Origin of the sequence: Polaromonas sp. YR568 (genome assembly GCF_900116715.1) — a bacterium.
Classification (GTDB): Bacteria; Pseudomonadota; Gammaproteobacteria; order Burkholderiales; family Burkholderiaceae_C; genus Polaromonas.
Window position 1 is genome coordinate 1 of record NZ_FPBM01000015.1, and the last position, 21019, is coordinate 21019.

At 65.1% G+C, this 21019-nt stretch carries 20 protein-coding genes; 7 read left to right on the forward strand and 13 right to left on the reverse strand.

The window, feature by feature from the left end:
* Positions 1 to 142 precede the first annotated feature (142 nt).
* A complete protein-coding gene (locus tag BM408_RS21380) occupies positions 143 to 544 on the reverse strand; it encodes a response regulator (RefSeq protein WP_092132617.1) in 402 nt (133 codons plus the stop codon).
* 175 nt (positions 545 to 719) lie between these two features.
* Positions 720 to 1196, reverse strand: a complete 477-nt coding sequence (locus tag BM408_RS21385; protein WP_092132619.1) for an FKBP-type peptidyl-prolyl cis-trans isomerase — start codon at positions 1194 to 1196, stop codon at positions 720 to 722.
* Between the two features lie 175 nt (positions 1197 to 1371).
* Between BM408_RS21385 and BM408_RS21390 the strand changes: the two genes are divergently transcribed.
* From BM408_RS21390 to ypfH, 3 genes are all read left to right on the forward strand, one after another.
* Positions 1372 to 1854 (forward strand): Rrf2 family transcriptional regulator, encoded by a 483-nt coding sequence (locus BM408_RS21390; RefSeq protein WP_092132620.1) that lies wholly within the window; start codon positions 1372 to 1374, stop codon positions 1852 to 1854.
* A complete protein-coding gene (locus BM408_RS21395) occupies positions 1844 to 2773 on the forward strand; it encodes an NAD(P)/FAD-dependent oxidoreductase (protein WP_092132622.1) in 930 nt (309 codons plus the stop codon). Before BM408_RS21390 ends, BM408_RS21395 begins: the two co-directional genes overlap by 11 nt.
* A 99-nt stretch (positions 2774 to 2872) precedes the next feature.
* Complete coding sequence (ypfH, locus tag BM408_RS21400) at positions 2873 to 3520, forward strand: esterase (RefSeq protein WP_092132624.1); 648 nt, start codon at positions 2873 to 2875, stop codon at positions 3518 to 3520.
* Positions 3521 to 3632: 112 nt separating this feature from the next.
* Here the strand turns inward: ypfH and BM408_RS21405 are convergent, their stop codons facing one another.
* Genes BM408_RS21405 through BM408_RS21415 form a run of 3 tightly spaced genes read right to left on the reverse strand, consistent with a single transcriptional unit; the run spans position 3633 to position 5907 of the window.
* Positions 3633 to 4307 (reverse strand): hypothetical protein, encoded by a 675-nt coding sequence (locus BM408_RS21405; protein WP_092132625.1) that lies wholly within the window; start codon positions 4305 to 4307, stop codon positions 3633 to 3635.
* Positions 4301 to 5188, reverse strand: a complete 888-nt coding sequence (locus BM408_RS21410) for a biotin--[acetyl-CoA-carboxylase] ligase (RefSeq protein WP_092132627.1) — start codon at positions 5186 to 5188, stop codon at positions 4301 to 4303. The genes BM408_RS21405 and BM408_RS21410 overlap by 7 nt, the downstream gene beginning before the upstream one ends.
* A gap of 59 nt (positions 5189 to 5247) precedes the next feature.
* Entirely contained in the window at positions 5248 to 5907 is a 660-nt protein-coding gene (locus BM408_RS21415) for an SET domain-containing protein (RefSeq protein ID WP_254774907.1), read from the reverse strand.
* Between the two features lie 118 nt (positions 5908 to 6025).
* Between BM408_RS21415 and BM408_RS21420 the strand changes: the two genes are divergently transcribed.
* The 3 genes from BM408_RS21420 to BM408_RS21430 all read left to right on the forward strand — a co-directional run bounded on the left by BM408_RS21420 (position 6026) and on the right by BM408_RS21430 (position 11010).
* Positions 6026 to 6559, forward strand: a complete 534-nt coding sequence (locus tag BM408_RS21420) for a TlpA disulfide reductase family protein (RefSeq protein WP_092132628.1) — start codon at positions 6026 to 6028, stop codon at positions 6557 to 6559.
* Positions 6556 to 9522: a DNA topoisomerase III gene (locus tag BM408_RS21425; RefSeq protein WP_092132630.1), complete on the forward strand. Its 2967-nt coding sequence runs from the start codon at positions 6556 to 6558 to the stop codon at positions 9520 to 9522. Before BM408_RS21420 ends, BM408_RS21425 begins: the two co-directional genes overlap by 4 nt.
* A 111-nt stretch (positions 9523 to 9633) precedes the next feature.
* Entirely contained in the window at positions 9634 to 11010 is a 1377-nt protein-coding gene (locus tag BM408_RS21430) for a 2-hydroxycarboxylate transporter family protein (RefSeq protein WP_092132631.1), read from the forward strand.
* Here the strand turns inward: BM408_RS21430 and BM408_RS21435 are convergent.
* From BM408_RS21435 to BM408_RS21470, 8 genes are all read right to left on the reverse strand, one after another.
* The gene (locus BM408_RS21435) at positions 11004 to 12236 is read right to left on the reverse strand and encodes an MFS transporter (protein ID WP_092132633.1); all 1233 of its coding nucleotides are present in this window, start codon (positions 12234 to 12236) and stop codon (positions 11004 to 11006) included. The genes BM408_RS21430 and BM408_RS21435 overlap by 7 nt on opposite strands.
* Before the next feature lie 96 nt (positions 12237 to 12332).
* Entirely contained in the window at positions 12333 to 12992 is a 660-nt protein-coding gene (locus BM408_RS21440; protein WP_092132634.1) for an HAD family hydrolase, read from the reverse strand.
* Between the two features lie 2 nt (positions 12993 to 12994).
* Entirely contained in the window at positions 12995 to 14368 is a 1374-nt protein-coding gene (locus BM408_RS21445) for an aldehyde dehydrogenase family protein (RefSeq protein ID WP_092132636.1), read from the reverse strand.
* Positions 14365 to 15165 carry a gamma-glutamyl-gamma-aminobutyrate hydrolase family protein gene (locus BM408_RS21450; RefSeq protein ID WP_092132637.1) on the reverse strand — a complete coding sequence of 267 codons (801 nt, stop codon included), beginning with the start codon at positions 15163 to 15165 and terminating at the stop codon, positions 14365 to 14367. Before BM408_RS21450 ends, BM408_RS21445 begins: the two co-directional genes overlap by 4 nt.
* The gene (locus BM408_RS21455; RefSeq protein ID WP_092132639.1) at positions 15162 to 16295 is read right to left on the reverse strand and encodes an iron-containing alcohol dehydrogenase; all 1134 of its coding nucleotides are present in this window, start codon (positions 16293 to 16295) and stop codon (positions 15162 to 15164) included. Before BM408_RS21455 ends, BM408_RS21450 begins: the two co-directional genes overlap by 4 nt.
* Positions 16296 to 16321: 26 nt before the next feature.
* Positions 16322 to 16831, reverse strand: a complete 510-nt coding sequence (locus BM408_RS21460; RefSeq protein ID WP_092132641.1) for a GNAT family N-acetyltransferase — start codon at positions 16829 to 16831, stop codon at positions 16322 to 16324.
* Between the two features lie 27 nt (positions 16832 to 16858).
* Positions 16859 to 18244 carry a glutamine synthetase family protein gene (locus tag BM408_RS21465; protein WP_092132642.1) on the reverse strand — a complete coding sequence of 462 codons (1386 nt, stop codon included), beginning with the start codon at positions 18242 to 18244 and terminating at the stop codon, positions 16859 to 16861.
* A 30-nt stretch (positions 18245 to 18274) separates the two neighbouring features.
* Positions 18275 to 19765, reverse strand: coding sequence for an amino acid permease (locus tag BM408_RS21470; RefSeq protein ID WP_092132644.1), 1491 nt, complete (start codon positions 19763 to 19765; stop codon positions 18275 to 18277).
* 201 nt (positions 19766 to 19966) lie between these two features.
* Here BM408_RS21470 and BM408_RS21475 point away from each other — a divergent pair, with 201 nt between their 5' ends.
* Entirely contained in the window at positions 19967 to 20923 is a 957-nt protein-coding gene (locus BM408_RS21475; RefSeq protein ID WP_092132646.1) for a helix-turn-helix domain-containing protein, read from the forward strand.
* The last annotated feature ends 96 nt before the right edge of the window (positions 20924 to 21019 follow it).

The following is a 21019-nucleotide window of genomic DNA, read 5'->3' on the forward strand; positions in this document are numbered from 1 at the left end:
AGCGAAGCGGAGGGACGCAGACAGCAGGGTCGCCTTTTCTTTGCTTACTTTCTTTTGGCGAAGCAAAAGAAAGTGAGTTGCCGCCGGGCAACCCCCGGCCAGCAGAACTCAGATAAGCGCGAGAGGGCGGAGCAAGACCCGGCTACTGCGTCGGCGGCAGAACCCCGTCCAGACTCTGAGCATGATCCCGGCAAAACCGAACCAACTTCTCCACATCATGCGATTTGTCAAACACCTCATCCGCCCCCAGCTCCCGGCAGCGCGACAAAATATTCTCCTGGCTGTGGCTGGTCAGCACGATGACTTTCTGGCGGGCTGTGCGCCGCTGGCAGTCCTTGAGCACGCCAAAGCCCGTGCCTTCGGCGAGGAAGAGGTCGACGATGGCCAGGTCCCAGTCGGCCTTGTGCGCACCCAGCCACTGGCGTGCGCCGGTCTCGGAATCTGCATGGCCGACAAAGCGCAGGGGCGCGATCTCTTCCATGGCTTCCACCAAAGTTCTGCGTATGTCCGGCTTGTCCTCGACAAGAAACGCGCTGATGACCATGGAACCTAACCCCCGAAGTTAATCCACGAAGTTAGCCAGCACCCGGTGCCGCGTGTGTCGTCGGTTTTCAGCGGGGTGTGTAGGCTCATGCCCACTGTAGAACAGCGGGTGTCATCAAGCGGTAACGGGGGGTAACGCCGGGATGTGAATCCGCCCGGCGGTTGTCCGGCGCGGATTAGTGGTGGTGGCCGTGCTCGCCGTGGACGTGGCGGTGGGCGATTTCTTCCTCGGAGGCGGCGCGCACGCCGGTCACCTTCAGGGTAAAGCGCAGGGCCTTGCCGGCCAGCGGGTGGTTGCCGTCCAGCATGACGGTGTCGCCTTTGATCTTCATCACGTTAAAAACATGCTGGCGGCCGTCTTCGCCGCGGCCTTCAAGCTGGCCGCCGACCTTGACCCCGGGCGGGAACTGCGTGCGGGGGATGGTGCGCACCAGGCTTTCGTCGCGCAGGCCGAACGCATCTTGCGGCTCCAGCGCCAGCACGGTCTGGAAACCCGGCTCCTGGCCGTCCAGAGCTTCCTCGATCTTGGGCAGGGTGTTGCCGTAGCCGCCGTGCAGGTAAACCATGGGCGCATTGCTTTGCTCGACCAGCTTGCCCTGGGCATCCGCCACCTTGTAACTGAGGGTGACGGCGGTGTCTTTTGCGATTTTCATGTTGTGGTTCCGGAGGGCCCGGGATGCGTAAAAGCGCTGATTTTCGCCCAGTCGGCGTCAGGCTGCCGCCGCGGCCGGGCGTGGGCGCAATTGCCCCACCGGCGCGTAGGGGTTTGGAGCGGCTTGCCGGCCGCGGTTTTTGGGATCCGTAGAATCATGCAACATGATAAGTTACATGAAATCAAAGAGCCGGCTTTCAGCCGTTTTGCATGCCCTGCTGCACATGGCGCACCGCCAGGGGCCGATGACGTCCGACGAGCTGGCGGCCTGCCTGCGCACCCACCCGGTGGTGGTGCGGCGCACCATGGCCGGCCTGCGTGAGGCGGGGTTTGTGGTGTCGGAGCGCGGCCACGGCGGCGGCTGGGTGCTGGCGCGGGACCTGGCCTCCGTCACTTTGCTGGATGTGCAGATGGCGGTTGGCGCCGAAGAAGCGCCCGCCGATGGCGAGGGCCATGCCGGCGGCTGCGTGATCGAGCAGTCGGTGCAGCGCGCGCTGGCCGGCAGCCTGCGTGAGGCCGAGGCGCTGCTGGCCAAACGCCTGGGCGAGGTCACACTGGCCGATTTGTCGGCCGATTTCAACCGCGCCATGGCGGCGCACGTGGGCCATGCGGGCCACGCCGCGCAGGTCTTGCCGCCGGAGGCCCACCATGCTGTATGACGCGATCATTGTGGGCGGCAGCTTTGCCGGCCTTTCGGGCGCGCTGCAACTGGCGCGCGCGCGAAGAAACGTGCTGGTCATCGATGCCGGCCTGCCGCGCAACCGCTTTGCGTCTGAATCGCATGGCGTGCTGGGCCATGACGGCAAACCGGGCGCGCAACTGCTGGCCGAGGCGCGTCAGCAATTGCTGGCCTACCCCACGGCCAAAGTCTTCAGCGGCCGCGTGAGCCGGGTGCAATCCGGTGAGGCGGGTTTTGTCGTGGAGGCCGAGGATGGCCTGCGCTGGTTCACCGGCCGCCGCCTGCTGCTGGCCACCGGCGTGACTGATGTGCTGCCCGAAATACCCGGCCTTCGGGAGCGCTGGGGCCAAACCGTGGTGCACTGCCCGTATTGCCACGGCTATGAAATCGGCGGCGGCGCCATCGGCGTGCTGGGCACGGGGCCGATGTCGGTCCATCAGGCGCAGATGTTTGCCGACTGGGGCGAGGTGACGCTCTTCACCCAGGGCGTGGTCGAGGTGTCTGCCGAAGAACAAGCACAGCTGGCGGCACGCAAAGTCAGGGTTGAGCTGAGCCCCATCGCCGAACTGCAGGGCGCCGCACCCGCGCTGGATGGCGCGCTGCTGCAGGACGGCCGGCGCGTGGCGCTCAAGGCGCTGCTGGTGGGCACGCAGGTGCGCATGGCCAGCCCGTTGGCCGAAGCGCTGGGCTGCGCGTTTGAGGACTCGCCCTTCGGCCCCATCGTGTGCGTCGACGCCTGGGGCACGACGAGCGTGACGGGTGTGTACGCGGCCGGCGACATGGCCCGCGTGCCGCACAGCATCACCTTTGCCACCGCCAGCGGTGTGGCGGCCGGCATCCGGCTGCATGCATCGCTGATCACGGAAGACGCGCAGCGCGGGGAAACCGCGGCGGCGTAAACGGCGGCGTAAAGACAGACAGGCAGCGGGCCGTTAAAGTGGTTGAAAGAGCCTGGAAAGGCCCCAGTTGCCTCTTTCCACTGTTGCAGACGCCTTGCCATGAACCCGCCAGACACCGAAACCATTGAACTGCTGCCCGCCACGGGCGCCCCCCGCCAGCTGTTTGTGCTGCTGCACGACGCGGGCGGCATGGCGGCCGACATGCTGGAGCTGGGCAACCTGCTGGGCGGCGCCTTTGCCGAAGCCGCCGTACTGATGCCGCAGGGCCTGACCGGCCCGCACGCCGATGCGGCGGGCGCCAACGCGGCCGGGCTGGACGATGCCCAGGCGCTGGCGGCCCGTGTGGAGGCCCTGGCGGCGTTTATCCGCGCGCAGCAGGAGCGTTTTGACATCCTGCAGTCCGACACTGCGCTGGCCGGTTTTGGCGCGGGCGCCAGCCTGGCGCTGGCCCTGAGCGACGCCCACGACGGCCTGGCCGGCCGGCTGCTGTCATTCGGCGGCGGCTACCAGATCTGGCCGGCCCGGGCGCCAGCGCTCACCACCTTGCACCTGCTGCACGGGCAAAACGACGCCGTCGTGCCGCTGGCGCGCACCCGCAGCGACTTTGAACACCTGATGGAACTGGGCGCCGACGCCACGCTGGACGTGGCCGCCAAGCTAGGCCATGAACTGCACCCGGCGCTGATGGACCAGGCCGTGACCCGGTTGCAAACCTGTGTGCCGCTGCGGCACTGGAAAGCGGTGTAGAAATCCCACCCCTGTCCAGGCTCACTGCGTGTAGCCTGTTCCCCCCTTGAGGGGGCGGCGCCTGGGGCCGGCGGAGCCGGGCCCTCGGCCCCTGCTGGTGTGGGGCCTAGGCCTAGCTGTTACAGGCCTGGAGGGTTTTGCCGGCTAGCTGCGCTTTGAGGGGCTCCAGCTTGGCTTTGATGGCCGCGTCGGCCGCCGGCAGCTTGAGCAGCTGGCCGCGGGCCTCGGGGCGCTCCAGCACCACCTTGGCGGTGCGCACGCCGCGTGTGGCGGCGCCGGCCAGCCCGCGTTCGGCTTCGGCCTGCGAGCCGTAGTGGCCCAGCGACAGGCCGGGGCCCAGGGCCGGGTTGATGAGCGGCTCAAACGACACGCCCAGGCCGCGCAGCTCGGTGCGTTTTTTGGCCAGCGCGTCTTCGCTGTTGTATTTGCCCATGTAGACGATCCAGCGGCCGGGTTCGGTGCTGCTTTCCAGCGACCAGCTGCCGATGGGCAGGCTGTTTTCCAGGCCTGCGCGCAGGGCGGCGGTTTGTTCGGGGGTGAAGAGGCCGGCCTGCAGGCATTCGGGCGCCGGTGCGGGCGCTGGGGCTGCGGCCACGGGGGTGCTGTCGAGCTGGCGAGCCTCGGCGGCCGTCAACAGGCGCATCGCTTCGGGCCGGATCTGCTGGGCCAGGCGCTGGGGCTCGGCCTGCGCGGCGGGGGCAAAGCCGTAGTCGGCCAGCAGGCCGTGCGTCCAGGCAAAGTAGCCGGCATTGGCCAGCAGCAGCGCCAGCACCACCAGCCTCAGCATGGGCGCGCGCCTTCCGCGGCGGAGCCTGGGCTGGCGGTAAGGGGCCGCACGCTGACTTCGGAGCTGGTGATTTCTTTCATGCCAGCCGCAGTATGCACCAGCAGTGCGCCGTTTTCGCCCGCGCCGTGGGCCGTGCCCGTGGTGCCGTCGGACAGCTGCACGGCCCGGCCGGCGAGCACGTCGCGCGCCGCAAAACGGGCCTGGAAAGGCGCAAAGCCGAACTGCGCAAAAGCCTGCACCGCCTGCACCAGCGGCGGGATGACGCGCAGCAGCGCGGCCGGCGCGTCGACGTCGGGCAGCAGCTCCTGCAGGCCGCCCGGCGGCACGCTGGCCAGGGCCGACGCAGGCAGTGTAGGGTCCAGCGTCACCGGGCGGATGTTGATACCGATGCCGATCACGACGTAGCGCAGGCCTTCCCAGCTGGCGGTTTCGACCAGGATGCCGACCAGCTTGCGCTCGCCGTCCGGCGTTGAAAGCCACAGGTCATTGGGCCATTTCAGGCCGATGCGGGGTTTGGCGCTGCTGCCTGCCAGCAGCGGCTCCAGGCTTTCGGCCACGCTGATGCCGGCCACCAGCGACAGGCCCGACCAGTCGGCAGGCGCCAGCGGCAGGCCGAGGGAGAACATCAGGCTGTCGCCGCGCCGGCTTTGCCACTGGCGGCCCAGCCGGCCGCGCCCGGCGGTTTGCTGCTCGGCCACCAGCAGCAGCGGCTCGGGTCGGGGCTCCACCGTGGCGCTGCCGCGAAAGCGCCGCATCAGCTCGGTGTTGGTGGAGTCAATCTCGGGCAGCACCTCGACCGTAAAACCCGGCAAGGAGGGCGCCACGGCCTCCCAGAGGGCCTCGGCGGGCCATCGGATGGGGTTGGTGGGGGGTGTGGTCATGAAAGCTCAGGACGCGAGGCCTGGCTGCCCGGCGGCAGGCAAGCGGATGAAAGGCCTGATCAGTCTTTCTTTTTCTTTTTGGGCTTCTTGTCGGCTTTTTTATCGGCCTTCTTTTCAGCCTTTTTCCTGTCAGCCTTGGCTTCTGCCTTTTTGCCGGACTTTTTATCGGACTTCTTTTTGGACTTCTTGCCCTTTTTCTCGTCGTCCTTGGGCGACAGCAGCGTGCCGCGGCAGTTCTTGGCGCCGCACCAGCAGGGGTACTCTGCCAGCAGCTTCTTGGTGTACGGCGCGTCGATGATCAGGCCGTAGTCGTAAAACAGCTCGTCGCCCGCCTTGATGTTGCGCAGCGCCTTGATAAAGACGCGGCCTTCCACTTCGTCGGCTTCGCAGTTGGGCTTGCAGCTGTGGTTGATCCAGCGCGAGGAATTGCCGCCGTGCTTGGCATCGATCACATGGTCTTCGTCGATGTGGAAGTAGAAGGTGTGGTTGGGGTCCTTCGGGTCGTGCGGGTGGCGGCGCAGCGCTTCCTTCCAGTTGATGATCTCGCCGACGTACTCGATCAGCGTCTCGCCTTCGGCGAGGTCCTGCACGGCGAACACGCCCTTGCCGTGCACGCCGGAGCGGCGCGTTTGAATACGGCGGCCGTCGGCGGCCGCTGCCGGCTCCACGGGCGAAGAAGAAAGCGGTGCGGGGGTCGCAGAAGCCTGGTTTTTTGACACGACGTATTTTTTTGGTATGGTTAATTCATGCATGTGCGCGTGCGTGCGCATGCGTGCGCACCCGCGCGCGTACATGCGCGAGAGCCGCTATTGTAGTGATGCGCCCAAGGAGTCCCACGTGATCAACCGCCGAAACCTGATGCAGACCTCTGCCGCCCTGGCCTTGCCGGCCGCGGCCGGGCTGGGCCTGCCGGCGTGGGCCAAGGGCGGCGAAAGCCCCCTGCCCAAGGCCGGCAGCAGCCTGAAGCTGCCGGCCTTGACGTTGCTGGACGGCAGCAGCTGGACGCCCGCCACGGCCTCGGCAAAGACGCTTGTGGTGTACTGGTGGGCCAGTTGGTGCCCTTTTTGTGCGGTGCAGTCGCCCCATATAGAAGCCTTGTGGCGTGCCCAGAAGGCCCAGGGGCTGGAAGTGCTGGCGCTGTCAATCGACAAGCAGCCGGCGGCGGCCGCTACATATATGAAGGCCAAGGGCTACAGTTTTCCCGCCGGGATGCTGAGCCCCGAAGTCGCGAAATTTTTGCCCAAGCCGGTGGGTCTGCCCGTGGTGGTGGTGCTCAAGGTGCCGGCGGGCAGCCGTGAAGGCAAAGTCGTATTTGCGGAAAGCGGGGAAATGTTCCCCGAAGATGTAGAAGGTTTGAAGAAGTACCTATGAAAACCCTTGTGATAGCAGAAAAGCCCTCGGTGGCGCAGGACATCGTCCGCGCCATCACGCCTACGGCGGGCAAGTTCGAAAAACACGATGAATATTTCGAGAGTGACGAATGGCTGGTCACCTCTGCCGTCGGCCACCTGGTTGAAATCCAGGCGCCCGAAGAGTTCGACGTCAAGCGCGGCAAGTGGAGCTTTGCCAACCTGCCTGTCATTCCGCCTTACTTTGACCTCAAACCCATCGACAAGACCAAGACGCGGCTCAATGCCGTCGTCAAGCTGGCCAAACGCAAGGACGTGGGCGCCCTCGTCAACGCCTGCGACGCGGGCCGCGAAGGCGAGCTGATCTTCCGCCTGATCCAGCAATACGCCAACAGCAAGCTGCCGGTCAAACGCCTGTGGCTGCAGTCCATGACGCCGGCGGCGATCCGCGAAGGCTTTGACAGCCTGCGCAGCGAAAAGCAGATGCAGGGCCTGGCCGACGCAGCGCGTTCGCGCTCGGAAGCCGACTGGATGGTCGGCATCAACGGCACGCGCGCCATGACGGCTTTCAACTCGCGCGACGGCGGTTTCTTTTTGACCACCGTGGGCCGCGTGCAGACGCCGACGCTGTCGGTGGTGGTCGAGCGCGAAGAAAAAATCCGCAAGTTCGTGAGCCGCGATTACTGGGAAATCCACGCGACCTTTCTGGCCGAAGCTGGCGAGTACCCCGCCAAGTGGTTTGACCCGAAGTGGAAGAAGGCCGCGGCCAATGCTGACAACGCCGAGCCCGATGCCGAGCTGAAGGCCGACCGTGTGTGGTCCGAGCGCGAGGCGATGGCGATTGCCGAAGCCGTGCGCGGCAAGGCCGCCACCGTGACGGAAGAAAGCAAGCCCACCACGCAGGCAGCGGGCCTGCTGTTTGACTTGACGTCTTTGCAGCGCGAGGCCAACGGCAAGTTCGGCTTCTCGGCCAAGACCACGCTCTCCATCGCGCAAAGCCTGTATGAACGCCACAAGGCGCTGACCTACCCGCGTACCGATTCGCGCGCGCTGCCCGAAGACTATTTGCCGGTGGTCAAGCAGACCTTTGAAATGCTGGCCACCAGCAGCATGAAGCACCTGGCGCCGCATGCGGCCACGGCGCTCAAGGGCAACTACATCAAGCCCAGCAAGCGCATCTTCGACAATGCCAAGGTCAGCGATCACTTCGCCATCATCCCGACGCTGCAGGCGCCCAGCGGCTTGAGCGAGGCCGAGCAAAAACTGTACGACCTGGTGGTGCGCCGCTTTATGGCGGTGTTCTTCCCGAGCGCTGAATACCTGGTAACGACCCGCATCTCGCAGGCCGTGGGCCACAGCTTCAAGACCGAGGGCAAGGTGCTGGTCAAGCCGGGCTGGCTCGCGATTTACGGCAAGGAAGCCGCTGACGAAGTGGCCGACGCCAAGGACGGCGACAAGGGCCAGAGCCTGGTGCCGGTCAAGCCCGGCGAGATGGTGCGCGCCGAAGTGGTCGAGGCCAAGGGTCTGAAGACCCGGCCGCCCGCCCGCTATTCAGAAGCCACCCTGCTGGGCGCGATGGAAGGCGCCGGCAAGACCATCGACGACGACGAGCTGCGTGAAGCCATGCAGGAAAAAGGCCTGGGCACGCCAGCCACCCGCGCCGCCACGATTGAAGGCCTGATCGCCGAGAAATACATGCTGCGCGAAGGCCGCGAGCTGATCCCAACGGCCAAGGCTTTCCAACTGATGACGCTGCTGCGCGGCCTGGGCGTGGAAGAGCTCTCCAAGGCCGAGCTGACCGGCGAGTGGGAGCACAAGCTGGCGCAGATGGAGCACGGCAAGCTCAGCCGCGAAACCTTTATGGCCGAGATCGCCGCCATGACGGAAAACCTCGTCAACAAGGCCAAGGGCTACGACAAGGATACGATTCCCGGCGACTACGCCACACTGTCGGCGCCCTGCCCCAACTGCGGCGGTGTGATCAAGGAGAACTACCGCCGCTACACCTGCACCGGCAAAAAGGGTGACGACGGCTGCGGCTTCAGCTTCGGCAAGACGCCGGCCGGCCGCACCTTTGAAGTGGCCGAGGTCGAGCAGTTTCTGCGCGACAAAAAGATCGGCCCGCTGGACGGTTTCCGCTCCAAGGCCGGCTGGCCGTTCACCGCCGAGATGGTGATCAAGTTCGACGAAGAGACCAAGAACTACAAGCTCGAATTTGACTTCGGCGACGACAAGAACGGCGAGACCGGCGAGATCATCGACTTTGCTGGCCAGCAGTCGCTGGGCCCCTGCCCGCGCTGCGCCTCGCGTGTGTTTGAGCTGGGCAAAAACTACGTCTGCGAAAAGTCGGTGCCCACGCTGGAGCAGCCCACGCCCAGCTGCACCTTCAAAACCGGCCAGGTCATCCTGCAGCAACCGATTGAGCGCGAGCAGATGCACAAGCTGCTGGAAACCGGCAAGACCGATCTGCTCGACAAGTTTGTCTCCATGCGCACGCGCCGCCCCTTCAAGGCCATGCTGGCCTGGGACAAGGAAGCTGACAAGGTGAATTTTGAGTTCGCGCCGTCCAAGTTCCCGCCGCGCAAGCCGGCGGCTGCCAAGACGGGCACGGTGAAAACACCTTTTGGCAAGACGGTCGCGGCCAAGGGTGCTACGCCGGCCGCGAAAAAAGTGGCGGCCAAAAAAGTCGCCGCCAAGAAAACACCGGCCGCCAAAACCGCCAAGCCCAAAACACCAAGAGTCGCCAAGCCGGGCGCAGGCCTCAAGCCCAGCGACGCACTGGCCGCGGTGATTGGCGCCGAGCCGGTGGCGCGCACCCAGGTCATCAAAAAGCTCTGGGACTACATCAAGGCCGAGGGCCTGCAGGACGCCGCCAACAAGCGCGCCATCAATGCCGACGCCAAACTGCTGCCGGTGTTTGGCAAGCCGCAGGTGACGATGTTTGAGCTGGCCGGGATTGTCGGCAAGCACCTGAGCGCGGAATAGAACCTCAGGCCAAGGCGTGATTTGATAAAAAAACCGCGGCGCCGAGGCTCCGCGGTCCATTGGCAAATTCGCCGTGTGGGTTGCCGGCGCACACAAAAACGAGGAGGCCCCATGGAACCGACACCCCCAGTCACGCCGGCTGAAGATCTGGCCCGCGCGTCCGGCGCCAAGTCCATTGCCGCAACACCTGAACGCTTCTGGCCGCAAGGCTGGTGGCGCCTGATGGAATTTCGCATCGGCATCCTGCCGCTGCCCGTCTACCTGCTGGCCGGTGCGTTGATTGCCGGTTTTGTTGCCCGTGGTGATTTGTCGGGCGAGATTTCGCTGGTGATCGTGATGTTTGCCTTCTTCGGCTTCACCTTCGCTGAAATCGGCAAGCGCCTGCCGGTGCTGCGCAACATCGGCGCGGGCGCGATCTTCGCCACCTTTATTCCGTCGGCCATGGTGTATTACCAGTGGCTGCCCGCCGGCGTGGTGAAGGTGACGACGGACTTCACTCACCAGACCAACTTCCTCTACCTCTTTATCGCCTGCATCATCGTCGGCAGCATTCTGGGCATGGACCGCCAGGTGCTCATCAAGGGTTTCCTCAAGATTTTTGTGCCGCTGGCCGCAGGCACGGTTGCCGCGGCGGCTGTCGGCACCGCTGTGGGCACGGCACTGGGCCTGGGCGCGCATCACACCTTCTTTTTTATCGTGGTGCCCATCATGGCGGGCGGCATTGGCGAAGGCGCGATCCCGCTGTCCATCGGTTATGCGCAAATCCTGCACCAGGATTCGGGCGTCATGTTTGCCACCGTGCTGCCGCCTGTGATGCTGGGCAGCCTGACGGCCATCATCCTGGCGGGCCTCCTGAACTACATCGGCAAGAAGAAGCCACACCTCACCGGTGAAGGCCGGCTGCAGCCGGGTGAGCAGGGCGACATGAACCCCAAGCAGGAAGAAATCAGCGGACACATGGATGTGACGCACATCGCCGCCGCCGGCATCACCGCGCTCACGCTCTACCTGCTGGGCGTGATGTGCTTTCACCTCTTCGGCCTGCCCGCGCCGGTGGCCATGCTCTTCATTGCCGTGCTGGTCAAGCTCACGCAGGCGGTGTCGCCCCAGCTGCAAAGCGGCGCGCATGTGGTCTACAAGTTCTTTTCAACGGCGGTGACCTATCCGCTGCTGTTTGCGATCGGCGTGTCGCTCACGCCCTGGGACAAGCTGGTTGCCGCCTTCACGGTGCCCAACCTCATCACCATCGTGGCCACCGTTGTTACGCTGATGGCTACCGGCGCGCTGGTCGGCCGCTGGATGAATATGTACCCGATCGAAGCCGCCATCGTGAACGCCTGCCACAGCGGCCAGGGCGGCACCGGCGACGTGGCCATCCTCACAGCCGCCAACCGCATGACGCTGATGCCTTTTGCGCAGATCGCCACGCGCATAGGCGGCGCGGTGACGGTGACCGTGGTGCTGATCGCGCTATCGCACTTTCACTGACCGGCGGCGGCCACCGGCTCGGGCAGCTGCCGCAGGGCATGCAGCTGCGAGGCAAAGATCACCGCAGCCTGCAGCACAAAGCCGGCCAGCGCCAGCCACAGGCAGGCGGCTTCACCCATGGATGCGCCCACCACACCGCCCAGCGCCGCACCTATCGGGCGTGAGCCGGCATTGACAGCCAGGAACACCGCCGAGACGCGCCCGAGCATGGCATGGGGCGTCACGCTCTGGCGCAGGGTGGTGGAGGTGATGGTCCAGACGATGGGCCCGACACCGAACAGGAAAAACGCCAGGCCCGCCAGCACACCGCTGGGTGCAAAAAGTGTGGCCACCATGGTTGCGGCGGCCAGCACCGACACGGCCGGGCCCAGCTGGATGGCGCGGCCAAAGGGCATGGCCGCCACCACGCGCGGCGACAGCAGCGCGCCTATCACCATGCCCGCGCCATAGGCGCCCAGCGTGATGCCAACGCCCTGCGCCGTCAGGCCCAGCACGCGCACCGCGTAAGGCACATAAGCCGCCTGCAGCACAAACCAGGCGATGTTCCAGACCGTGCCGGCAATCACCATGGGCCGCAAATAGGTTTGACGCCAGACAAACTGCGCGCCGTCGCGAATCTCCAGCAGCGCATGGCGCCTGGCGGCGGGCATGCGCGCCGGCTCGGCCAGACCCAGCAGCAGGGCTACGGCCGCGCCGGACAGCAGCGTCGCCAGCACAAAGGCCGAGGACGCACCGGCCCAGGCCACCAGCGCCCCGGCCAGCGCCGGCCCGCCCGCGAAGGCCATGCTGCGCGCCAGTTCCAGCCGGCCGTTGGCGCGCGCCAGCGCTGCGCGCGGCACGATGGCCGGCACCAGCGCGGGCGCCGCTACGCTGAAACAAACCGTGCCCACCGCGCCGATAAAGCCCAGCAGCGCCAGCCCCGCGATCGACAGCTGGCCGGTCAGCACCATGGCCAGCAGCGCCAGCAAAGACAGCGCACGCAGGGTTTCGGCCGCCACCATCAGGCGGCAACGCGAGACGCGGTCGGCCAGCAAACCGAGGGGAATGGACAACAGCAAAAACGGCAGAGTCTGCAGCGCCGCCAACAGGCCTATCTCGCCCGGCCCGGCGCCCAGCATTAACACCGCCACCAGCGGTACGGCGGCCAGGCTGAGTTGTTCGGCGGATTGCGCGGCGAGGTTGGACCAGGCCAGGCGCTGGAAGGGAACGGGGAGTGGAGGTTGCATGTGGCGAGCCGGATAAGACTGCCATTCTGCGTGAGACGGCCTCGTCTTGCTGGCCGTTACCGGACCAGCGATGCCCCGAGGGCCGCTCTCAATGCATCAATGCAGTTGCAGCGCCGGCCAGCCGCGCTTGCCGCCTATGGCTGCCAGCGTGGGGTCGGCGTTCACCGTCACCGGGTGCTTGACCGCTTCCAGCAGCGGCAAGTCGTTGATCGAGTCGCTGTAGGCGGTGGTTTTGTAATCCTTGAAGTGCAGGCCCCGCGCCGTGAGCCAGGCATGCAGGCGCTCGACCTTGCCTTCGCGCATATTGAGTACGCCGGTGGTGCTGCCGGTAAAAAGGTTGCCTTGCATCTCGGGCTCAGTCGCGATCAGGTGCTCGATGTCGAAGTAAATCGCCGTCAGTTCGGTGATGAAGCGATTGGTGGCGGTGGTCATCACCACCAGGTCGCCGGCCTCCAGGTGCTTGTCGACCAGCGCCAGGGCGGCCGGTGAGACGCGCGGCACGATCCAGTCGGCCAGGAACTCCTGGCGCAGCGGCTCCCAGTCATCCGTCGTTCGGCCGGCCAGCGTGCCCACATAAAAGTCGGCGAATTCTTTCAGGCCCACAGTGCCGGCCCGGTAGCGCGCGGCCATGTCGGCATTGCGTGCGGTGAATTCGGTTTTGCCCAGAATGCCCTTTTCGATCAGGAAGTCGCACCAGAGTACATCGCTGTCACCGTTGAGCACGGTGTGGTCCAGGTCGAAGAGGGTGAGCTTCATGGTCATGCCTGACGGAGGTGCCACGCTTTGGGGCGGGTGAAGGTCTGGATGCCGTAGGTTGATAGCGTCAGGCCAACGCCCGAATCGCCATAACCGCTCCACGGCAAGCGCGGGCTCACGCGGTCGCAGCAGTTCCAGTAGACGCTGCCGGCATTGACCTGGGCCAGCAGGGTTTTGGCGCGTGCCTCGTCGGGCGTGAAGACGCCTGCGGTCAGGCCATAGCGTGTGTCGTTCATCAGCTTGACGGCTTCCGTGTCGCCCGAGACCTTCTGGATGCCGATGATGGGGCCGAAGCTTTCTTCGCGCATCAGCTCCATGCTGTGGTTCACGTTGCTGAACACGGTGGGCTCATACCAGTTGCCTGGGCCGGCGCCGCGCTTGCCGCCGGCCAGCAAGGTCGCGCCCTTGGCCTTGGCGTCGGCGACCTGCGCGTCCAGCACATCCAGCTGCGGCGCGCGCGTGATGGCGCCGATATAAGTGTCGTCGCTCAGGGTGTCGCCTGTCTTGAAGGTTTTGACCGTGTCGATGAAGGAAGCGACAAAGCTGTCGTAGATCTTTTCATGCACATAAATGCGCTCGACCGAGCAGCAGCTCTGGCCGGTGTTGTACATCGCGCCGTCAGCCAGTGACTCGGCGGCGTTCTTCACATTGGCATCTTCGGTCACGTACGTCGGGTCTTTGCCGCCCAGCTCGAGCTGCAGCTTGACCAGGCGCGGGCCCAGTGCCTGCGCGATTTTTGCGCCGGTGGCGTGCGAGCCGGTGAAAAAGAGCCCGTCGATTTTTTGCTCCATCAGCGCGGCGCCCACCGCGCCGCCGCCTATCAGCGGCACAAACACGTCTTGCGGAATGCCGGCCGCGTGCAGCAGGCGCGCCATGGCCAGGCCAGACATCGCGGCGTATTCCGAAGGTTTGTACAGCACCGCGTTGCCCGTCAGCAGCGCCGGGATAAAGACATTACCGCCCACAAACCAGGGATAGTTCCAGGCCGAGATATTGGCTACCACGCCCAGCGGTGTGTGCTCTATCTGCTCGGTCATGCCACCGTCGTTGAAGACGGTTTGTGTACCGGTGGCGCCGCCCACTTCGGCGAGGAAAAAATCAATGCGGCCCAGCAAGCCGTTGAGCTCGTTGCGCGACATCTTGATGGGCTTGCCGGTCTCAACCGTCATGATGGCGGCGAGCGAGTCCAGCTCGGCCACAATGCCCGCGCGAAAGCGCGTGATGCAGGCCTTGCGCTCGACCATGGGCACAGCCGCCCAGGCGGGCTGTGCGGCGCGCGCGCGCTGGGCCTTGGCGGCCACCGAGGCCGCGTCATCCGCGGGCAGCTCGGTGATCAGCGCGCCCGTGGCGGGGTTGTGGATGGCGAGAGTGTTCATGCTTGCTTGGCTTTCTCTTTGGCTTCGGCCACGGCGGTCAGGAAATCGTCGAGCACGGCGGCGTCGTCAATCGTGTCGGAGCCGGGTTGATGGAATTCGGGGTGCCACTGGGTCGCGGCGATATAGCTCTTGGTCTTGTCCTTGCGGCGGATCGCCTCCACGATGCCGTCGTCCACGCTGAAAGCCTCGGCTTCGAACTCGGGCGACAAATCCTTGATGCCCTGGTGGTGAATGCTGTTGACGCGCACGCGCTCCACACCGGGGTACATGGACGAGAGTTTTGAACCTTGCACGATGTTCACGCTGTGAAAGTTCTGGTCGTAGGTCACGGCGTCGCGGTGCACAAAGGACTCGGGCACCTGCGTGTTGATGTCCTGGTACAGCGTGCCGCCAAAAGCCACATTCAGCAGCTGCAGGCCGCGGCAGACGCCAAAGACGGGTTTGCCGAGTTTTTCAAACGCGGCCACCAGGGCTTTGTCGTACTCGTCACGGATGCGGTCGCCCGACCATTTTTCGTCGAGCGGCTCTTCGCCGTAGCTGCCGGGCCAGACATCAGCGCCGCCATGCAGCACCAGGCCGTCCAGCCACTGTGCATAGTGTTCGTAAGTGACGTCGCCGCGCTGCGTGCTGCCCGTGGGGCAGGGCACCATGACTACCATGGCGCCCGAGGACATCACCCAGTGCGCAATCGACTGCTCAACATACTGCAGCGTCTTGCCGGTGAAGAAAGAGCGCGTCGGGTCGGCGTGCGAGAAGCAGGCCGAGAGCCCGATCTTGAGGCGAGAGGCGGCGATCATAAGGCGGCCTCAAACAATCGCTGGAAGTCCTCTGATTTGCAGGGGCGCGGATTTGTCTGGTGGCAAATGTCAGCGGTGGCGATCTCGACCAGGCGTGGCAGGTGTTCTTTTTTGACGCCATGGGCCGACAGTGAGCCGGTGATGCCCACGCTTTCTTTCAGCTGCTTGAGCCAGGGCACCAAAGCCTTGCCGCCGCCGGCGACGCCGCACACGTGGGCCAGCTCGTCAAATTTGGCGGGTGCTGACTCGTAGTTCCAGGCCAGCACGGTGTCAATCATCAGGGCGTTGGCCAGGCCATGGTGCAGGTCGCATACGGTGCCCAAGGCATGTGCACAGGAATGCACGGCGCCCAGGTCTTTCTGGAAGGCGATGGCGCCCATCATGGAGGCCATCATCATGTCGCTGCGTGCCTGCAGGTTGGAAGGCTCTTTCACTGCGGTCAGCAGCGCGCGGGCCGCGATGCGTGTACCTTCGAGTGCGATGCCGTCGCACAGCGGGTGGTAGGCCGGCGAGAGGTAGCTCTCGATGTTGTGTGTGAGCGCATCCATGCCGGTGGCGGCTGTCACATGCGGCGGTAGGCCCAGTGTGAGCTCCGGATCAGCAAATACTATTTTGGCCAGGATCTTGGGGCTGAACACCACGCGCTTGATGTGTGTGTCGTTCTCGCTGACGACCGAGGAGCGACCGACCTCGGAGCCGGTGCCTGACGTGGTCGGCAGGGCCACAAAGTAAGGCAGCTCGTTCACGATGGGGCGAACCTTCGGGTGGTCCCACACGTACTCGAGAATGTCGCCTTCATGCGTGGCGGCAACACCCACCACCTTGGCCACATCCAGCGCCGCGCCGCCGCCAAAGCCGATCACGCAGTCTGCCTTGTGGGCTTTGTACGCCGCAGCGCCGTCCATCACCTGGCTGCAGGTCGGGTTGCCGAAGACGCCCGAGAACACCGCCACATCCAGGCCCGCCAGATGGGTCTTGAACTCGGCCAGCACCGGCAGCGCGCCCAGCGCCTTGTCAGTCACGATCAGCGGGCGCTTGCAGCCGGCGTCCAGCAGCGCCTGCGCGACTTGCTTGCGGGCGCCGGCGCCGAAACGGATGGCGGTGGGAAAGGAAAAATTGGTGGTGCTCATGGGGGTGTTTTCTTGTGAAGGCGGCTTTAAGTAGCCGAGGTAAGTTGCAAATACATGTGCTGCTTGCCGAACGGTACGCCGTTCACGCGGATCGCGTCGGGCTCCACGCCGAAGGACGCAAAGCCGGCGCGGGCATAGAGGGCGGCGGCCTGCCGGTTGGTGTCGGTCACGGTCAGGACCAGCAGTTCCACCTGGGCAGCCCTGGCCGCTTGAATCACGGTCTGGACCAGCGCCAGGCCCAGGCCCTGCCCGGCATATTCGGGCGCGACATACATGGCGACCAGCGTGGCCTTGTGGCGGTTTTTGAGGCGCGTCTCCCGCGTCATGCCGACCACGCCTGCCAGCGTGCCTTCGACAAACGCGCCCCACATGACGGTGTCCGACGTGGGGGACAGGCGCTTTTCCGTGTCGGCCGGCGAGCGCCGGTTTTCTTCTTCAAAGCTGGAGGTAAAGGCGTCAGGATGCTCGCGCAGGCCGCGCAAGCGCAGCTCCCGGTAAACCGGTGCATCGGATATTTCAAGCCGCCGGATTTGCATTAATGGATTTGAGTGAGGATTCAAGGTTTAAATGATTTCGAAATAGCGTTTCATTTCCCAGTCGGTCACGGCGTCAAGCCATTGCCGCCACTCCCACTCGCGGGTAGCCGCAAAGTGATCCACGAAAGTATCGCCCAACCAGTCGCGCGCGATGGCGGATTTCTGGAAAATCCGGGTGGTTTCAATCAAGGTGCGCGGCGCGCGGGGAATGTGCTCGGCGCCGCTGTTGGTGCCGGTGATGGGCGCGCCCAGTTTCAGGCCTTTTTCAACGCCATGCAGGCCGGCCGCGATCACGGCCGCCATCGCCAGGTAGGGGTTCACGTCGGCGCCGGGGCAGCGGGTCTCCAGACGGGTGGCCTTGGGGCTGCCGGCGATGACGCGAAAGCTCGCGGTGCGGTTGTCCATGCCCCAGGTGGGTTTGACGGGCGCCCAGAAGCCGTCGACCAGGCGTTTGTAGCTGTTGATGGTGGGCCAGATCATGGGGCCGAACTCCATCATGCAGGCGACCTGGCCGGCCACATAACTTTCAAAAATCTTGCTCATCTTGCGCGGGTTTTTCGCGTCGTAGAAGAGGTTGGTCTTGCCATCGGAAAGGCTTTGGTGGATGTGGCCGCTGCAGCCGGGTAGCTGCTGGTTGGGCTTGGCCATAAAGCTTGGCATGATGCCGAAACGCGCGCCGATTTCCTTGGCGCCGGTCTTGAACAGGATGGCGCGGTCGGCTTGTTCCAGCGCCTCGCTGAAGCCGATGGCGACTTCGTACACACCCGGGCCGGTTTCGGTGTGCAGGCCTTCAATCGGGATGCCGAAGGCCAGCATCTCGTCCATGATGGCGTTGAAGAAGCTCTGGTTCTGGTTCATGCGCAGCAGCGAATAGCCGAACATGCCGGGCGTGAGCTGCTCCGCGCCAACGCCTTTCTTGGCGGCCCAGCTGTGCGGCGTCTCCAGGAAGTTGAACCACTCGAACTCCATGCCCGTCATGGGCATGACGCCCATTTTTTCGGCGCGCTTGAGCACGCGCTTGAGCGTCTGGCGCGGGCACACAGCGTGCGGCGTGCCGTCGGCGTTGACGAACTCGCCCAGCACAAAGGGCACCTTGTTGTCCCAGGGCACGTGGCGCAGGGTGGCCATGTCCAGCCGCGCCAGCGCATCCGGAAAGCCGTGCTGCCAGCCCGTCACCGAGGTGTTGTCGTAGCAACTGTCCATCATGTCCCAGCCCAGCACCACATCGCAAAAGCCAAAGCCGCCAGAGGGGTAGGGTTCGGCCGCGCCGAAGAACTTGTCTTTGTGCAGGTACTTGCCGCGCAGCACGCCGTCGATGTCGCTGACGGCGACCTTCATCTTGTTGGCGCCCGACTTGCGCAGCGCCGCCAGGGCAGGATGGGGTGCGGAGGATTTTGGAGTTTTTTGGGGCATGGTCGTGGGTGCCTGGTGGTCCTGTTGGTTTTAGGTGTGGGCGCCTGCGCGGCCTTTTTCGGCCAGGCCAATCGCAAATTCTTCTTCCGGCGAGAGGATCAGCCGGTGCCGGCCCATCACCGCGAAGTAGCTGATGCCGATGGCGAACCACAGGGCAACCCACAGCACACCGACGCGGTAGACCGGGTCGCTGAGCTGGAAGTAAATGGTGACCAATGCGATGAGCAGCGTGAGCGCCGCGCCCGCCACGCCCAGCGGGCTGCGGTAGGGGCGTTCCATGTGCGGCAGCTTGCTGCGCAGGCGCATGAACGACAAGGCCTGCATCACATAAGAGAACATGGCGCCGAACACCGCCATGTTGAGCAAGGTGCCGCCGATGACGGCTGAGCCCTTGTCGACACCCAGCGTGAACCACAGCACAAACATGACGACCAGCGCCACCACCGAGCCGACGATCATGGCGATGTGCGGCGTCTTGCGGCTGCCGTGTGTGACTGACAGTGCGGAAGGAAAGTAGCCGGCCCGGCTCAGTGAATAGATCTGCCGGCCCTTGGCGAAGATGATAGTGTGAAAGCTTGCTACCAGGCCCAGCACGGCCACCAGCGCCAGCACCTTGGCGATGCCGTCACCGTAGATCGCCTTGAAGCCGTCCAGCAGCGGTTCGGCCGAGGTGCTGAGCGCGTGGGAGCCTATGCCTGCGACCGACGGGTTGAGCCACAGAATCATGAAGGCCGACAGGATGAGCGTGAAGATGCCGGCGATGATGCCGCGCGGCATGTCGCGGCGCGGGTCGACCGACTCTTCAGCCGCCAGGGGCAGCTGCTCGATCGCCAGGAACAGCCACACCGCAAAGGGCAGCGACGCCAGCACGCCGGCAAAGCCCAGCGGCAGGAAGGGGCCGCGGCCCTCGGGCAGCACGGCGCCGCCGGCGCCCACATTCATGGCCCAGCGTGCGAAGTCGATCTTGGGCAGGGCGCTGATCCAGAAAGCCACCAGGCAAGCCAGCGCCAGCAGCGTGACGGCCAGCGTGATTTTGAAAGACAGCTCGACACCGATGATGTTCAGGCCGATAAAGACGATGTAAAAACCGATCCACCACAAAGGCTGCCAGGCCGGCGGCGTGCCGAAGATGCTGCCCATATAGCTGCCGATGAAAAACACGATGACGGCCGGCGTCAGCACGTATTCCACGTTTTCGGCGAGCCCGGTGAGAAAGCCGCCCCAGGGCCCCATGGCGGTGCGCGCAAAGGAATAGGCACCGCCGGTGTGCGGCAATGCGGGCGACATTTCAGCCAGCGAAAAGGTCAGTCCCAGGTACATCACCGAAATGATGATGGTGGCCAGCAGCATGCTGCCCCAGCCGTTGGCCAGGCCCAGGTTCCAGCCGGCGAAGTGGCCGGAAATCACCGCGCCCACCCCGAGCGCCCAGAGCGACCAGACGCCGGCATAGCGGCGCAGCCCCCTCTTTTCAAAATAGCTGCCGTCGACTTTTGCGTACTGGACGCTGGAACGTTCTGACATGGTGGCTCCCTATAGGTTGCGAGGTTGGAGGCCCGGCAGGGCTGTTTCGCATCCTAGGGCGGGGGTGGGTGCGCTGAAATCCCATTTCGGCAAATGGCGCATAGGGTTTGTTCGGGAAGCTGTTCGGGAAGCCGGGGCAAGTAAGTCGAACTGTTTCAAAGCGTAGCTTGCGCGCGGCACGAATCCTGCAAGAATGCGGCGATGGCACATCCTTCCGATACCGCCCAGCCAGCGCTGTTGTCCCGCGCGTCGTTCGCCGACGCGGACGAGCAGGCCGCGGCGCTCACGGGCTGGAACCAGAGCTACCTGCAGCTCTCGCGCGGGGCCTTCGGTGGTGAAGTGCGCCAGCTGGAGTTCGCGGGCCTGCGCCTTTTTGTGGAAAGCCTGCGGGAGTCGGTCTACCAGACCGGCCAGATCCGGGACGGCGCGCTTGCCCTGGGCTTGCCGCTGCAGGTCGAGGGGCCCAGTGTGTTTTGCGGCGCCCCCAGCGATTCGGATGCGCTGCATGTGTTCTCGGGTGCGTCGGGCTTTGAGTTCCGCTCGTCCCGCCGCCATGTGATGTTGGGCCTCGAATTGGATGAGGCGGCCTGGCGGCGTTGCGGTGAGCATGACCCGGCGCTGCAGGCCCGGCTCGGTGCACAGGCCGGCTTGCGCCGGCTCGATGGCGCAGCGCAGGCTGGGCTCAGGCAGTGCCTGACGGGTGTGCTGGATACGGTGGAGGCGGCGCCGGCCCTGCTGCAGTCGCCCGCCGTGCAGGCCGCCATGCTCGACACCGTGATGGAGCAGCTCGGCCGGGTGCTTGCACCGGTGGGTGGCGTTGATTCCGTCGGTGCCCACGGGCATTGGGCGCTGACGCGCCACGCCCAGGAGCTGGTGCATGCGCAGCTCGACCAGCCGCCCACGGTGCTGGCGCTGTGCGAACAGCTTGGTGTGAGCCGGCGAACCTTGCAAAATGGTTTTCAGACGGCGCTGGGCATCAGCCCGCTGGCGTATCTGCGCGCCGTGCGCCTGAATGCCGCCAGGCAGGCGCTGAAAACCGCCACGTCGGTGACGGCGGCTGCAACCGACCTGGGGTTTTGGCATTTTGGTCATTTTGCGCACGACTACCAGCAGATGTTTGGCGAGCTTCCCTCCGAAGCGTTCCGTCGATATCACTAAGCCCCCACGCTCCCCCACTTCGTGTGGGTCGCTGCCCCCCGAGGGGGCCGCCCGCCCTACGGCCCGGCAAAGCCGGTTCCGGGGCTCATGCTGGTG

What these genes read in the sequence shown, in the direction of transcription:
- BM408_RS21435 (WP_092132633.1), bottom strand. Translation starts at nt 12,236, where the DNA reads ATGCAACCTCCACTCCCCGTTCCCTTCCAGCGCCTGGCCTGGTCCAAC.
- BM408_RS21475 (WP_092132646.1), top strand. Translation starts at nt 19,967, where the DNA reads ATGGCACATCCTTCCGATACCGCCCAGCCAGCGCTGTTGTCCCGCGCG.
- BM408_RS21380 (WP_092132617.1), bottom strand. Translation starts at nt 544, where the DNA reads ATGGTCATCAGCGCGTTTCTTGTCGAGGACAAGCCGGACATACGCAGA.
- BM408_RS21470 (WP_092132644.1), bottom strand. Translation starts at nt 19,765, where the DNA reads ATGTCAGAACGTTCCAGCGTCCAGTACGCAAAAGTCGACGGCAGCTAT.
- BM408_RS21465 (WP_092132642.1), bottom strand. Translation starts at nt 18,244, where the DNA reads ATGCCCCAAAAAACTCCAAAATCCTCCGCACCCCATCCTGCCCTGGCG.
- BM408_RS21430 (WP_092132631.1), top strand. Translation starts at nt 9,634, where the DNA reads ATGGAACCGACACCCCCAGTCACGCCGGCTGAAGATCTGGCCCGCGCG.
- BM408_RS21450 (WP_092132637.1), bottom strand. Translation starts at nt 15,165, where the DNA reads ATGATCGCCGCCTCTCGCCTCAAGATCGGGCTCTCGGCCTGCTTCTCG.
- BM408_RS21385 (WP_092132619.1), bottom strand. Translation starts at nt 1,196, where the DNA reads ATGAAAATCGCAAAAGACACCGCCGTCACCCTCAGTTACAAGGTGGCG.
- ypfH (WP_092132624.1), top strand. Translation starts at nt 2,873, where the DNA reads ATGAACCCGCCAGACACCGAAACCATTGAACTGCTGCCCGCCACGGGC.
- BM408_RS21460 (WP_092132641.1), bottom strand. Translation starts at nt 16,831, where the DNA reads ATGCAAATCCGGCGGCTTGAAATATCCGATGCACCGGTTTACCGGGAG.
- BM408_RS21405 (WP_092132625.1), bottom strand. Translation starts at nt 4,307, where the DNA reads ATGCTGAGGCTGGTGGTGCTGGCGCTGCTGCTGGCCAATGCCGGCTAC.
- BM408_RS21445 (WP_092132636.1), bottom strand. Translation starts at nt 14,368, where the DNA reads ATGAACACTCTCGCCATCCACAACCCCGCCACGGGCGCGCTGATCACC.
- BM408_RS21455 (WP_092132639.1), bottom strand. Translation starts at nt 16,295, where the DNA reads ATGAGCACCACCAATTTTTCCTTTCCCACCGCCATCCGTTTCGGCGCC.
- BM408_RS21425 (WP_092132630.1), top strand. Translation starts at nt 6,556, where the DNA reads ATGAAAACCCTTGTGATAGCAGAAAAGCCCTCGGTGGCGCAGGACATC.
- BM408_RS21440 (WP_092132634.1), bottom strand. Translation starts at nt 12,992, where the DNA reads ATGAAGCTCACCCTCTTCGACCTGGACCACACCGTGCTCAACGGTGAC.
- BM408_RS21390 (WP_092132620.1), top strand. Translation starts at nt 1,372, where the DNA reads ATGAAATCAAAGAGCCGGCTTTCAGCCGTTTTGCATGCCCTGCTGCAC.
- BM408_RS21395 (WP_092132622.1), top strand. Translation starts at nt 1,844, where the DNA reads ATGCTGTATGACGCGATCATTGTGGGCGGCAGCTTTGCCGGCCTTTCG.
- BM408_RS21410 (WP_092132627.1), bottom strand. Translation starts at nt 5,188, where the DNA reads ATGACCACACCCCCCACCAACCCCATCCGATGGCCCGCCGAGGCCCTC.